Origin of the sequence: Winogradskyella sp. SYSU M77433, from assembly GCF_029911945.1 — a bacterium.
Taxonomy (GTDB): domain Bacteria; phylum Bacteroidota; class Bacteroidia; order Flavobacteriales; family Flavobacteriaceae; genus Winogradskyella.
In genome coordinates this window covers 77,892-91,102 of sequence record NZ_JARYTG010000002.1, presented here as the reverse complement: position 1 = coordinate 91,102, position 13,211 = coordinate 77,892, and the positions used below count along the sequence as shown (strand labels likewise).

15 protein-coding genes are annotated in these 13,211 nt (G+C 34.3%); 9 read left to right on the top strand and 6 right to left on the bottom strand.

The genetic code is table 11. From position 1 onward, the window contains the following. Positions 1-11 precede the first annotated feature (11 nt). The 5 genes from QGM60_RS03665 to QGM60_RS03645 all read right to left on the bottom strand — a co-directional run bounded on the left by QGM60_RS03665 (position 12) and on the right by QGM60_RS03645 (position 3,875). Positions 12-1,064 carry an NAD(P)-dependent alcohol dehydrogenase gene (locus QGM60_RS03665; RefSeq protein WP_281138899.1) on the bottom strand — a complete coding sequence of 351 codons (1,053 nt, stop codon included), beginning with the start codon at positions 1,062-1,064 and terminating at the stop codon, positions 12-14. A gap of 3 nt (positions 1,065-1,067) precedes the next feature. Continuing rightward, positions 1,068-1,493 (bottom strand): OsmC family protein, encoded by a 426-nt coding sequence (locus QGM60_RS03660; RefSeq protein WP_281138898.1) that lies wholly within the window; start codon positions 1,491-1,493, stop codon positions 1,068-1,070. Positions 1,494-1,511: 18 nt separating this feature from the next. Then, positions 1,512-2,618, bottom strand: a complete 1,107-nt coding sequence (locus QGM60_RS03655; protein ID WP_281138897.1) for an alkene reductase — start codon at positions 2,616-2,618, stop codon at positions 1,512-1,514. A 120-nt stretch (positions 2,619-2,738) separates the two neighbouring features. Further along, entirely contained in the window at positions 2,739-3,314 is a 576-nt protein-coding gene (locus QGM60_RS03650; RefSeq protein ID WP_281138896.1) for a Crp/Fnr family transcriptional regulator, read from the bottom strand. A gap of 78 nt (positions 3,315-3,392) precedes the next feature. After that, the gene (locus tag QGM60_RS03645) at positions 3,393-3,875 is read right to left on the bottom strand and encodes a hypothetical protein (RefSeq protein ID WP_281138895.1); all 483 of its coding nucleotides are present in this window, start codon (positions 3,873-3,875) and stop codon (positions 3,393-3,395) included. A gap of 85 nt (positions 3,876-3,960) precedes the next feature. Here QGM60_RS03645 and rsgA point away from each other — a divergent pair, with 85 nt between their 5' ends. The 6 genes from rsgA to rlmN all read left to right on the top strand — a co-directional run bounded on the left by rsgA (position 3,961) and on the right by rlmN (position 9,207). Further along, a complete protein-coding gene (gene rsgA, locus QGM60_RS03640; RefSeq protein WP_281138894.1) occupies positions 3,961-4,911 on the top strand; it encodes a ribosome small subunit-dependent GTPase A in 951 nt (316 codons plus the stop codon). A 3-nt stretch (positions 4,912-4,914) separates the two neighbouring features. Continuing rightward, positions 4,915-5,367, top strand: a complete 453-nt coding sequence (dtd, locus tag QGM60_RS03635; RefSeq protein WP_281138893.1) for a D-aminoacyl-tRNA deacylase — start codon at positions 4,915-4,917, stop codon at positions 5,365-5,367. Between the two features lie 7 nt (positions 5,368-5,374). Next, positions 5,375-5,701, top strand: a complete 327-nt coding sequence (locus QGM60_RS03630; protein WP_281138892.1) for a nucleotide pyrophosphohydrolase — start codon at positions 5,375-5,377, stop codon at positions 5,699-5,701. A gap of 32 nt (positions 5,702-5,733) precedes the next feature. Next, a complete protein-coding gene (locus QGM60_RS03625; RefSeq protein WP_281138891.1) occupies positions 5,734-6,954 on the top strand; it encodes a 3-phosphoshikimate 1-carboxyvinyltransferase in 1,221 nt (406 codons plus the stop codon). A gap of 71 nt (positions 6,955-7,025) precedes the next feature. Beyond that, on the top strand, positions 7,026-8,075 hold the full coding sequence (gene queA / locus QGM60_RS03620; RefSeq protein ID WP_281138890.1) for a tRNA preQ1(34) S-adenosylmethionine ribosyltransferase-isomerase QueA: 1,050 nt from the start codon (positions 7,026-7,028) through the stop codon (positions 8,073-8,075). A gap of 91 nt (positions 8,076-8,166) precedes the next feature. Continuing rightward, positions 8,167-9,207 (top strand): 23S rRNA (adenine(2503)-C(2))-methyltransferase RlmN, encoded by a 1,041-nt coding sequence (rlmN, locus tag QGM60_RS03615; protein WP_281138889.1) that lies wholly within the window; start codon positions 8,167-8,169, stop codon positions 9,205-9,207. A gap of 51 nt (positions 9,208-9,258) precedes the next feature. Here the strand turns inward: rlmN and QGM60_RS03610 are convergent, their stop codons facing one another. Further along, the gene (locus tag QGM60_RS03610; protein ID WP_281138888.1) at positions 9,259-10,587 is read right to left on the bottom strand and encodes a T9SS type A sorting domain-containing protein; all 1,329 of its coding nucleotides are present in this window, start codon (positions 10,585-10,587) and stop codon (positions 9,259-9,261) included. Between the two features lie 145 nt (positions 10,588-10,732). On the opposite strand from QGM60_RS03610, the gene QGM60_RS03605 reads away from it, so the two are divergent. The 3 genes from QGM60_RS03605 to QGM60_RS03595 all read left to right on the top strand — a co-directional run bounded on the left by QGM60_RS03605 (position 10,733) and on the right by QGM60_RS03595 (position 13,153). Then, entirely contained in the window at positions 10,733-11,710 is a 978-nt protein-coding gene (locus QGM60_RS03605) for a polyprenyl synthetase family protein (RefSeq protein WP_281138887.1), read from the top strand. Between the two features lie 119 nt (positions 11,711-11,829). Beyond that, the gene (locus QGM60_RS03600; RefSeq protein WP_281138886.1) at positions 11,830-12,393 is read left to right on the top strand and encodes an RNA polymerase sigma factor; all 564 of its coding nucleotides are present in this window, start codon (positions 11,830-11,832) and stop codon (positions 12,391-12,393) included. Beyond that, positions 12,380-13,153 (top strand): hypothetical protein, encoded by a 774-nt coding sequence (locus tag QGM60_RS03595; RefSeq protein ID WP_281138885.1) that lies wholly within the window; start codon positions 12,380-12,382, stop codon positions 13,151-13,153. Before QGM60_RS03600 ends, QGM60_RS03595 begins: the two co-directional genes overlap by 14 nt. Positions 13,154-13,211: the final 58 nt, after the last annotated feature.

Below are 13,211 nucleotides of genomic sequence, written 5' to 3'. Positions count from 1 at the left end.
CTTAAGAAAACTTAGTCTTTCAAAGATGCCATGTCAATTACAAATCGATATTTTACATCATTGCTGGTTACTCGATCATAAGCATTATTGATGTCTTGCATATTTATAAGTTCAATATCACTGGTGATATTGTGTTCTCCACAAAAATCTAACATTTCTTGAGTTTCTTTAATGCCACCAATAAGAGAACCTGCAACATGTTTGCGACCCATTATTAGTCCACCTCCGTGGAAACCTTCCATTGGTTCAACAGCTCCGACTAATACCATAGTCGAATCAATTTTCAAAAGGTTAATGTAAGGATCCATTTTATGGCCAACAGGAATAGTATTCAAAATAAAATCGAAACTACCTTGATGCTTTTTCATGTCCTCTTCATCTTTGGAAACTAATACTTCGTGAGCACCTAAAGCTTTAGCATCTTTTCCTTTTTCAGGTGAAGTTGTTATCATTACCACATGAGCTCCAAGTGCATTAGCAAACTTTACTCCCATATGTCCTAAACCTCCAAGACCAATCACTCCAACCTTATCACCTTTTTTTACTTTCCAGTGACTTAATGGAGACCAAGTTGTTATACCAGCACATAATAGAGGTGCAGCACCAGCAGGATCTAAATTTTCAGGAACTTTCAATACAAAGTCTTTATTGACCACAACCATTGTAGAGTAGCCACCATAAGTGCGTGTGCCATCAATGTGTTTGTTTACACTATTGTATGTGAATGTGGCTCCGTTCTCACAAAACTGCTCCAAATCTTTTTGGCAAGAAGGACAGGTTTGGCAAGAATCTACCAAACAACCCACACCAACTAAATCACCAGTTTTAAAATTGCTAACGTTATCGCCAACTTCTACAACTTTACCAATAATCTCATGACCAGGTACAACAGGATATGAAGATCCGCCCCAATCATTTCTTACAGTGTGAATATCACTATGGCAAACTCCACAGTGCGTTATGTCTATTTTAATATCGTCTTTTCCAACAGCTCTACGCTCAATGTCTAAAGGTTTTAAATCTTCAGTAGAAGCTGAAGCTCCGTAAGCTTTTATTGTTGTCATTAATTATGCGTTTTTTAGGGTTACTTTAAGTTCGATTTCTGTATCTAGTAATTTTGAAATAGGACAAACATCCTTAGCTTTATGGGCTATTTGTTGAAACTGCTCAGCGTCTATTTCAGGTACGTCACCTTCAAGATTTAAAGTGATTTTTGTTACCGCTCCATCTTCAAAAGTTACAGTAGCATCAACATCAAGTGTTGTTGCGGTGAAATTGTCTTCATTTAATAAAAAACTCAGTTGCATAGCAAAGCAGCCTGCATGTGCTGCACCTATAAGTTCTTCAGGGTTGGTGCCTTTTTCACCATCTTCAAATCTGGTGTGAAACGAATATTGAGTGTTTTCTAATACTTTACTTCCTGTAGTGAGGTTTCCGTTGCCGTCTTTCCCACTGCCATTCCATACAGCACTAGCTTTTCTTGTAAATTTCATAATGTTGTGTTTTTAAAATTAAACGTTTGCTTTTTCTGAAGCTTTAGGGTAATCAGTGTATCCTTTTTCTCCAGTTGTGTAGAATGTGTCTTGATCCCATTCTGCTAATTCTAAGTTATGCTCAAAACGTTCTACCAAATCGGGATTTGATATGTAAGGTTTGCCATAGGCAACCAAATCTGCATAACCATCTTCAATAACTTTATTACCTTTTTCTTGATCGAAATTAGAATTAATCATTAATGTACCATTGTATAACGGTCTAAAATGCTTGGCAATTTCTGTAACAGCATACGGAATATCAGAAACATCTGTAAAAGGCTCCGATAAGTGAACGTATGCTAAATTGTAATCATTAAGTTTTTTAATGATGTATTCAAATGTAGGTATGGTGTCTTCATCCATTGTCATACCAAAAACACCGTTGAGTGACGGGTTGAATCTCGCTCCAATTTTTTCTTCAGGAATAACTTCTTTTATCGCATCTAAAACTTCAAAAAAGAATCGTGCTCTATTTTCTTTACTTCCGCCATATTCATCTGTTCTTTTGTTTGAAGTTCCGTTAAAAAACTGGTGAAATAAATACCCATTTGAAGAATGAATTTCAACACCATCAAATCCAGCCTTTACAGCATTTGCAGCTGCGTTTTGAAAATCTTTTACCGTAGTTTTAATGTCTTCAATTGTCATTTCCTTTGGTACTACAGTATCCTTAAAACCTTCAGGTGTGTAAGATTTTGACTCTGGATTTATGGCAGAAGCAGATAATGGCAGTTCTCCATTGTGAAAATCTGGATGCGACATTCTACCGACATGCCATAGCTGTATAAAGATTTTTCCACCTTTATCATGAACACGTTTAGTGACTTTCTTCCAGCCTTCTACTTGAGCTTTTGTATGAATTCCAGGAGTATTAATATAACCTACTGCACGTTCAGAAACTTGCGAACCTTCAGTAATAATTAATCCTGCAGATGCACGTTGTTCGTAATATAGTCCATGCAGTTCATCTGTTGGAGCTTTATCTTTGTTATCGGCACGACTACGTGTCATTGGTGCCATAACAACTCTATTATCTAGTTTAATGTTTTTGTTGTAAGGGGTTAATAATGGTTGCTTGCTCATAGTTTTTTGTGTTGTAATTATACTTTTAAAAGCAGTTAGCTTTTATTGTTTTCTTTGAATAGAATCAAAGTTACGTTTTGAATATTTCAATCTTATTGACTTATGTCAATTAAGACATAATTAACTTTTTAAATTTCGCCTTACTCGACTTAAGCTTTCCGCAGAAACTCCAAGGTAGTTGGCAATATCGTAATTGGGTACTCTATCTTCTATATTCGGATAAGTATTGCAAAATTCTATGTAGCGTTGTTGGGCATTTTTCTCTAAAGAAGATAATATGCGCTTACGTTGAGAGATGAAGGCGTTAGTGACTAAAATTCGAAAATAGCGTTCAAAAATAGGAGCTTCTTCATATATCTTTTTTAGGCAATCATAATTTATAGAAAGTAGTTGTGAATTTTCAATCGCTTCAATATGCAATCTTGAAGGAACATTGTTATAGAACGCATCGAAATCACCAATCCACCAGTTTTCTACAGCGAATTGAATGATATGGCGATTGCCTTTGTCATCTAAATAATAAGCTTTTAGGCAGCCTTTTATTACAAAATATTCATACTTTACAAAGGTGCCAGGACGTAGGAGGAATTTCTTTTTGTCAACAGAAATTTCGTTAAGATGAGACGTGAAAACTTGTAAATCTTTTTCTGTAGGATTGATGTAGTTTTTAATATGTTCTGATATAATTTTACGCATATCGCAAAGATGAGTAATTGAGTTTTGTAATACTAACTCAAATAAATAAAAAAGGCTCTAATTTAAGAGACTTTTCATTTAATTGACGTGTCGTTTAAAGGTGTAGCGTGTTACAAAAATACCTTGACCATCATCTTTTCCAGCATCACTTTCAGAAGAGCTGGCTACAAAAACAAGTTCCCAGCCTTCACTGCCCATTGCTGTTAATTTAGAAGCAACAAGAGCATCATTGGCAACAATGTTTTGAAAACGAATACCTCCTAGATTGTAAAAGTTTAAGAGTTTGGTTTCTTCAAAATCTTTAACTCTGATGTCTTTTCTCTTTGATTTATTTCTTTCATGATCTTCTTCAGTTTGTTCTGATGTGAATTCAGAATAATCGCGTTCTGCATTTGAAGAAATAAGACGAGACCTTCCTAGACCATTAGGTACAATAGACTCTACACTGGTAATGACTTTGTATTCTATCTGATTTTGTTCATTATTTTCCTGTTTATTGATAAAGGAAAATGAGATAAGTCCTACAGCAATAACTGCAATGAATAATAAATTTTTTTTCATGACCGTTGATTTAATTGATTATGAGTTTAAAATAGTGATTTTTTACCATAAAATCACTTCCTTTGCTATTGTTTAATTGTTAATAATGACTGGGATAGTATATAAATCTACAGGTAGCTGGTACACAGTAAAAACCTTTAATGGCAAATTTTATGAATGCCGAATTAAAGGGCGTTTTAGGTTAGAAGGTATTAAAAGTACAAATCCCATAGCTGTTGGCGATAAAGTAGAGTTTAAGCTCGAAACAAAAAACAATACTGAAACAGGTGTTATCAATAGAATTGGTGAACGTAAAAATTACATCGTAAGAAAGTCGGTTAACCTTTCAAAACAAACCCACATAATTGCAGCCAATATAGATCAGGTTTTTTTATTGGTTACTGTCAATAATCCACCAACATTTACCAGTTTTATAGATCGCTTTTTGGTTACGGCAGAAGCCTATTCAATACAGACGATATTACTTTTCAATAAGATAGATACTTATGACGAGGAAACTTTGCTCGAAGTAAAATATCTAGCAAGTGTTTACAGACAGATAGGTTATGAGTGCATTGGTATTTCTGCAAAAACAGGAAAAAATATTGACAAAGTCAAAGCCTTAATGGAAGGAAAAGTAAGTATGTTTTCTGGACATTCTGGCGTGGGAAAATCAACTCTAGTAAATGCCATAGAACCTTCCTTAGATTTAAAGACTAAAGAAATTTCTGAACAGCACATGCAAGGGCAACACACCACAACATTTGCTGAAATGTTTGACCTAAGTTTTGATGCTAAAATTATTGATACACCAGGTATTAAAGGGTTTGGTGTTGTAGATATGGAAAAGGAAGAAGTCGGTGATTACTTTCCTGAGTTTTTTGCTTTAAAGCAAGACTGTAAATTCAATAATTGTATTCATCTTAATGAGCCAAAATGCGCTGTTAAAGAAGCTTTAGAAAATGATGAGGTTTCGTATTCGAGATATCGTAGTTACCTTCAAATTTTAGAAGGTGAAGATGAACATTACAGAACGGATAATTGGGATAAGGAATAGGAAATGAAAATAGTAATACAGCGTGTATCTGAAGCTTCAGTAACAATCAACAAAAAGAAAATAGCCAATATTAAAGAGGGTCTTTTGGTTTTGCTTGGTATTGTAAATGAAGATACCAAAGAAGACATCGATTGGTTGTGTAAAAAGCTATTAAACCTTCGTGTTTTTCCTGATGACAATGATGTTATGAATAAGTCCATTTTGGATGCCGATGGAGAGATCATTGTGGTAAGCCAGTTCACACTTCACGCCAGTACTAAAAAAGGTAACAGGCCAAGTTATATTAAAGCTGCTAAACCAGATATAGCAGTTCCTTTGTATAAGGAATTTGTGAACACGCTTCAAGCAGAATTTGGTCAACAAGTTCAAACTGGTGAGTTTGGCGCAGACATGAAAGTGGCACTAATCAATGATGGTCCAGTGACTATAATTATAGATTCAAAAAATAGAGAATAATTTTATTATGAATATTAAAAACGCACAACAAGAGGTAGATAAGTGGATAAAAGAACATGGTGTCCGTTATTTTAATGAGCTTACCAATATGGCTCAGCTAACCGAAGAAGTTGGTGAAGTAGCTCGTATTATAGCAAGACGTTATGGTGAGCAAAGTGAAAAAGAAAGTGATAAGGATAAAGACCTTGGAGAAGAATTGGCAGATGTTGTATTCGTTGTCTTATGTTTAGCGAACCAAACAGGAATAGATTTGCAAGCGTCTTTTGATAAGAAAATGGATAAAAAGACCAAACGCGATCACGATAGACACCATAATAATGAGAAATTAAAGTAGTTTTGTAGCTTTAATTTCTTAGAATTTATCCTATGGATATTACAATCCGAAAATCCAAACTTGTAAATAAGCAAACTGTAAAAATGACAGGCTCAAAAAGTGAATCTAACAGATTGTTATTATTACAATCGCTATATCCACAGATTATAATTGAGAACCTTTCGAATTCGGATGACTCTGTTCTGATGAAAAAGGCTTTAGATTCCAAAGATTCATTGATTGATATTCATCATGCAGGTACTGCGATGCGATTTTTAACCGCTTATTTTTCTACACAAGCAGGAAGGGAAATTGAAATTACAGGCTCTAAACGCATGAAAGAGCGTCCGATAAAAATTTTGGTCGATGCTTTAAAGTCTTTAGGAGCAGATATTACTTATCTTCAAAATGATGGTTTTCCACCTTTAAAGATTAAAGGGAAGCAGTTAACTAAACATAAAGTCGAATTGACTGCTAGCGTTAGTAGTCAATATATATCAGCTTTATTACTTATTGCTTCCAAATTAGAAAACGGTTTAGAAATAACTCTAAACGGAAAAATTACTTCTGTACCGTATATAAAGATGACCTTAAGCTTATTGGATGAACTCGGCATTGAAAATAGTTTTATAGGTAACCAAATTACTGTAAAACCTAGTACCAAAGATGTAAACACTAAAACGGTAGTTGTAGAGTCTGATTGGTCCTCGGCTTCCTACTTTTATAGTATTGTCGCCTTAAGAGAGGTTGGAGCAGAAATTTCTATTTCATCGTATAAGCAAGAGAGCTTGCAAGGTGATTCAGTATTGTCGGATATCTATGAGGCTTTTGGTGTAAAAACCTATTATGAGAATAATTCTATAAGGTTGGTTAAAGAGCATGTTTCAAATTCAAAATTAGAATTTAACCTTGCTGATGCTCCAGATATAGCACAAACAATAGCAGTATCAGCCTTTGGTTTGGGATTGGAGTGTTTTATGACAGGACTTCATACTTTGAAAATAAAAGAAACAGATCGTTTAGTAGCGCTTAAAACAGAATTAGAGAAATTGGGAGCTACAGTGAATATAACAAATGATTCTTTGTACCTTCAGACTTCAATTTCTATAAAAGAAAATATTAAAATTGAAACCTATAACGACCATAGAATGGCAATGGCATTTGCTCCACTGGGTTTGGTCACAGATTTAATAATTAATGATGCTGATGTCGTTAGTAAATCTTACCCTCAGTTTTGGGAAGATTTAAAAACTATTGGGTTCAATTTAAAATAAAACACCCATTTACTTGACAACCCCTATTTTGAGATTGTATATTTGCAAATTCAAAAAAACAACAATACCGTATGAAATTATCAAATTTTAATTTTGAACTTCCAGATGAATTGTTAGCTGAGCATCCTGCTGAACACAGAGATGAAGCAAGGTTAATGGTGCTTAACAGAGAAAAACAAACTATAGAACATAAGCTTTTTAAAGATATTATAGATTATTTTGATGAAGGTGATGTGATGATTCTGAATAATACTAAAGTTTTTCCTGCAAGATTATATGGAAATAAAGAAAAAACAGGTGCGCGTATTGAGGTGTTTTTGTTACGTGAGTTAAATCAAGAACAACGTCTTTGGGATGTTTTGGTAGATCCAGCGCGTAAAATAAGAATTGGTAACAAACTGTATTTTGGTGATGATGAAACTCTAGTTGCTGAGGTTATTGATAACACAACGTCTAGAGGAAGAACGTTACGTTTCTTGTATGATGGATCTTATATTGATTTTAGAAGAAAGTTAACCGAACTTGGTGAAACTCCACTTCCAAAATATATTAAAAGAGATGTTGAGCCAGAAGATGAAGAAAGATATCAAACTATTTTTGCTAAAAATGAAGGTGCAGTTGCAGCTCCAACAGCAGGTCTTCACTTCTCAAAGCATTTATTAAAACGTTTAGAAATTAAAGGTGTAGAAACTGCAGAAGTTACACTTCATGTTGGTTTAGGAACTTTTAATCCTGTTGAAGTAGAGGATTTGTCTAAGCACAAAATGGATAGCGAGGAAATTATAATTTCTCAACAAGCAGCAGATACTGTAAATAAAGGTATTGAGAACAAAAGACGTGTTTGTGCAATAGGTACAACGTCTATGCGTACTATTGAGAGTTCTGTATCTTCAAACGGAAGATTGAATCCTTATGATGGTTGGACAAATAAATTCATTTTTCCGCCATACGATTTTAGTATCGCAAACTGTATGGTTACTAATTTCCATACACCAAAATCAACGTTGTTGATGATGGTATCAGCTTTTGCAGGGCACGACTTCATGAAGAAAGCTTACGAAGAGGCTGTAAAAGAAAAGTATAAATTTTACTCTTATGGAGACGCAATGCTTATCCTTTAAGAGTAAAATATAAAACTTAAATAAAAGCCTCAATTGTGAGGCTTTTTCTTTTTAAATAAGAAACCATTTCATTTAATTACTTTTGCATAAGATGGAAGTAAAAAAGAAAGACATACGAGCATTAACTAAAGAGCAATTGCGAGAATTCTTTGTGAAACAAGGAGATAAGGCTTTTCGTGGTAATCAGGTTTACGAGTGGTTGTGGCAGAAATCGGCTCATAGTTTTGAAGATATGACCAATATATCTTTAAATACTCGCCAAATGCTAGAAGACAATTTTGTAATCAACCATATTAAGGTCGATCAGATGCAGAAAAGTTCTGATGGTACCATAAAAAATGCTGTAAGGTTGCACGATGATCTTATTGTGGAGTCTGTTCTAATTCCTACAGCAACCCGAACAACGGCTTGTGTATCTTCTCAAGTAGGTTGTAGTTTAGATTGTAAGTTTTGTGCAACAGCGCGATTAAAACGTATGCGTAACCTCAATCCAGATGAAATATATGATCAAGTAGTTGCGATAGATAATGAAAGCCGATTGTATCATGATAGACCACTGAGCAATATTGTTTTTATGGGTATGGGTGAACCTTTGATGAATTACAATAATGTTCTAAAGGCTATTGATAAAATAACTTCGCCTGAAGGTTTAGGAATGTCTCCAAAACGTATAGTCGTATCGACTTCAGGTGTACCAAAGATGATTAAGAAAATGGCAGATGATAAGGTGAAGTTTAAGTTGGCCGTATCATTACATTCTGCTATAGATGAGGTAAGAACATCAATAATGCCGTTTAATGCAACATTTCCATTAAGTGATTTAAGAGAGGCATTACAGTATTGGTATGCTGCAACCAAAAACCGAATTACCTATGAATATGTTGTTTGGAAAGGTATAAATGACAAACAAAAAGATGTTGATGCTTTGGTTGAGTTTTGCAGGTTTGCACCGAGTAAAGTAAACCTTATTGAATACAACCCAATTGATGACGGAGAGTTTCAGCAAGCTAATCCAAAAGCTTTAGATATGTACGTTAATACACTAGAGGCTAATAATATCACTGTAACTGTAAGACGAAGTAGAGGAAAGGATATTGATGCTGCTTGTGGTCAGTTGGCTAATAAAGGATAAATAAAAAAAGCGGCAATACTGCCGCTTTTTTTATTTTTAAATTCTATCAGGCTAATTCTTCACAAACTTCACAGTTTTAGAATTTCCATTAATATTTACTTTAGCTAAGTAAATACCATCTGTTAATTCAGATAGATTAATAGCTTCTCTTGAATTACTTAATTTTTTTGAAATCACATTTTTACCTGTAATAGAGTAAATTTCAATACTAGTAAGTGTAGAGGTTGACGATTCTATGTTAAGAATCTTTGTATCGTTGTCGTAATAATGATTGAAAGAACTTTTGCTAAATTCACTAATAGAAAGATTAGGGTCTGCTTCTGTAGTGAAACTCCAAACGGGACTAGCTGTGCCAGTACCACCACAGTTAACACCTTCTACATACCAGTAGTAAGTTGTGCTATACGCCCAAGTGTAAATAATGCCGTTTCCATTTCCAGCACCAGTTATAGTGCCTATGTCATCTCCTGTAGGTGTAACACCTAAACTCAAATTATAAGAGCTTGGAGCATCACCTGTGATTGGATCTGTCCAAGAAAAAGGAGTAACGAGTAAGTTTGCAGGATCAGTTGTATCAATAGCAACATCAACTGCACCATCTATAGGTTCTACCACATTATTTATGGCGTCTGGTGCTGAAAGTGTACATGAAGAAGTAGTGAAACTCCAAACAGGACTTGTTGTTGATCCAAAACAATTAATAGATTCCACAAACCAATAGTAAGTAGTATTTGGTTGCCATGTGTAAATTATACCATTACCGTTTGTTGCACCAGTTATAGTGCCTATATCGTCCCCTGTAGGCGTGGTGCCTAAACTTAAATTAGTACTTTCTACACTGCCTCCAACTGTGCCATCTGTCCAAGAGAAAGGGGTTATTAGAAGGTTGTCTGGGTCAGAATCGTCAATCATGATGTCAGTAGCACCATCTGAAGGTGTAGGTAGTGTTGCTACGCTAGGGGCAGAAGTTTCAGGACATGTACATGTAGTACATTGTATAGTGGTTAATGTGTTAGGACCGTTATTTGTTCCACATAAAGCATCTAAATGCCAAAAGACCGTTATGCCAGTCAGACCAGGTCCAGCTGTAAAAGAAACACTATTACTTCCAGAAGTTATAATAGAAGAATCTGCTGTGTTAGTTACTGTAATAAACATGCCTGTTCCAGCTACGGTATAATCAGAACCTGCTAACACATTATCTATTAAAGAAAATTCAGCATTAGGCCAGTTATTTGAGGCAATTGTTTCTGCTGCACCAGAATTGGCTAGAGTTATAGTGCTGCTTGGCCACTGCCCTCCAGTGTTAGTAGTACATTGAGCCCAAGAGTTCAAGGTAACAGCTAAACAAAAAGTAAGTAAAAAAGTAATTTTTTTCATATGTTTCTTGATTTTTAGTTATGAACTTTAAAACTACAAAGAAAACTTCTAAATAAATGTTAAAGGCTTATAATTACTTTTTTTATCACTAAAGACCAGGCATAATTTGTAGTTTTGCAGGATAAGTGTTCTCTTTAATTCTTAAATGAAAATAACCGAACAGATTAAACAACCTATTGCCTATGAAATGGAACTTTTTGAGCAAAAGTTTCAGCTTTCTATGGCGAGTAGAGTAGCCTTATTAAATAGGATAACCCATTATATCGTTAACCGAAAGGGAAAACAAATGCGTCCTATGTTTGTTTTTTTGGTGGCTAAAATGCTAAATAACGGTGAGGTTAGTGAACGCACCTATAGAGGAGCTTCGGTTATTGAACTAATTCATACAGCAACATTAGTGCACGACGATGTTGTAGATGATAGCAACAGACGTCGAGGATTTTTCTCTATAAATGCTCTTTGGAAAAATAAAATCGCTGTACTTATTGGTGACTACCTACTCTCTAAAGGTTTGTTACTTTCCATAGATAATAACGATTTTGATTTACTCAAAATCATCTCGGTTGCTGTTAGGGAGATGAGTGAAGGAGAATTACTTCAAATTGAAAAGGCTAGAAATTTAGATATTACAGAAGCTGTTTATTATGAGATCATAAGACAAAAAACAGCTACTTTAATTGCAGCTTGTTGTAGTCTTGGTGCTGCATCTGTAAAGCCAAATGGTGCGGAAGTGGAAGCTATGAGAAAGTTTGGAGAGCTAATTGGTATGGCTTTTCAAATTAAAGACGATTTATTCGATTATGGGGAAGAAGCTATCGGAAAGCCGACAGGTATAGACATTAAAGAGCAAAAAATGACACTGCCTCTAATCTATGTGCTCAATAATGCTTCAAAAAAAGAAAAGTCTTGGCTCATTAATTCTGTTAAAAATCATAATAAGGATAAAAAGCGTGTTAAAGAAGTTATAGCCTTCGTTAAAGCGAACGGCGGACTAGATTATGCTATTTCAAAAATGAAAGCTTTTCAAGAAGAGGCCTTAAATATTTTAGATACTTACTCAGATTCTACCTATAAATCTTCATTAAAACTTATGGTAGATTATGTCATCGATAGAAAAAAATAAACTTTAAAATATTGTAATTCAGTTTTTTAAAATTTATTTTAATTATTTTTTGTTTTCCAGACAACCATTAGCACAACTATTGCGTCTTTATAAGTAGAAGAGCAATCGAAACCTAGGTAATGAAAGTTATCCAACTTCATAAAAACGAATCTAAACTGATACAGAAAGCTGCGAAACAAAATCGTGAAGCACAGCATATCTTGTATGAGCTGCATGCACCAAAGATGTTAAGTGTTTGTCGCTACTATATTAAGGATGTGCATCAGGCAGAGGAAGTAATGCTTAATGGTTTTTTTAAGGTGTTCAAAAACCTCAAAAATTTTAGAAATGAAGGCAGTTTTGAAGGGTGGATTAGACGAATTATGGTAAGAGAAGCAATTTCGTATTTAAGACAAAAAAAGCAAATAGAATTTGCAGCCAAAGATGAATATTTAGAGCATGATTACTCAAATAACATTAAGTCTAATATAGAAGTTGCTGAAATACAACAGCTCATTGATAGTTTGCCCGAAGGTTATAAAGTTGTATTTGTGATGTATGCCATTGAAGGTTATAAACACCATGAAATAGCAGAGATATTAAATATTTCTGAAGGTACATCTAAATCGCAACTGTTTAAAGCAAGACAAATGCTACAGAAAAAGATAAAAGAATTAAATAACAATAGTTATGGCTCCAATTAAGTTCGAAGAACAATTAAAAGACAAGCTCGAAAAGCGTACGATGTCTCCATCAGAAGATAGTTGGTCAAAACTATCGCAACGTTTAGATGATGACGAACAGAAATCTAAAAACACCATATTTTGGTGGTTGAGTATTGCGGCTGGAATTATAATTATGATTGCAGTAACCGTTCAATTTTTTAATCAACCTGATATTGAAAATAGTTTACCACAAATTGTAGACGAAGAAGAAATAAAGCAAGAGTTAGATGATGAATCTAAAGCAATTTTTGAAGAAGAGTCTGTAGAGTTGGCTAATGAAGATGTTGTAAAAGGAGAACAAGAGCATTCTGAAAATATTAAGCAACCAGAAATTATAGATTATAAAAAAGTTGTTAATCAAAAAGAACAAAAGCAGTTAGTAAGCGATGATAAAGGTCAACAGAATAAATCAAAAGTTGGTAATCTTGAAAAACAGAATAGCATAAATCTAACACTAGATAAAGAAGCTATTGACAATGCAGTTGCAGAAACCTTAAAGGGTATTAAAGATACTAACAGTACAGTTACGGATAGAGAAGTAGATTCACTATTAAAGTTAGCTAGCAAAGAAATTTTCAAAGAACAATTACTGAAAGAAACTTCGAAGACTGTTGATGCAGAATCACTGCTTATGAGTGTAGAGGATGAAATGGGACAGTCGTTTAGAACAAAAGTTTTTGAAGCTTTAAAGGATAGCTATGAAACGGTAAGAACAGCGGTTGCGGAACGTAATAATTAAGAAGAGTTTTCAAAACTTATTGTACAGCAAATATTGAGTAAGAGCGTTTAGAATTTTA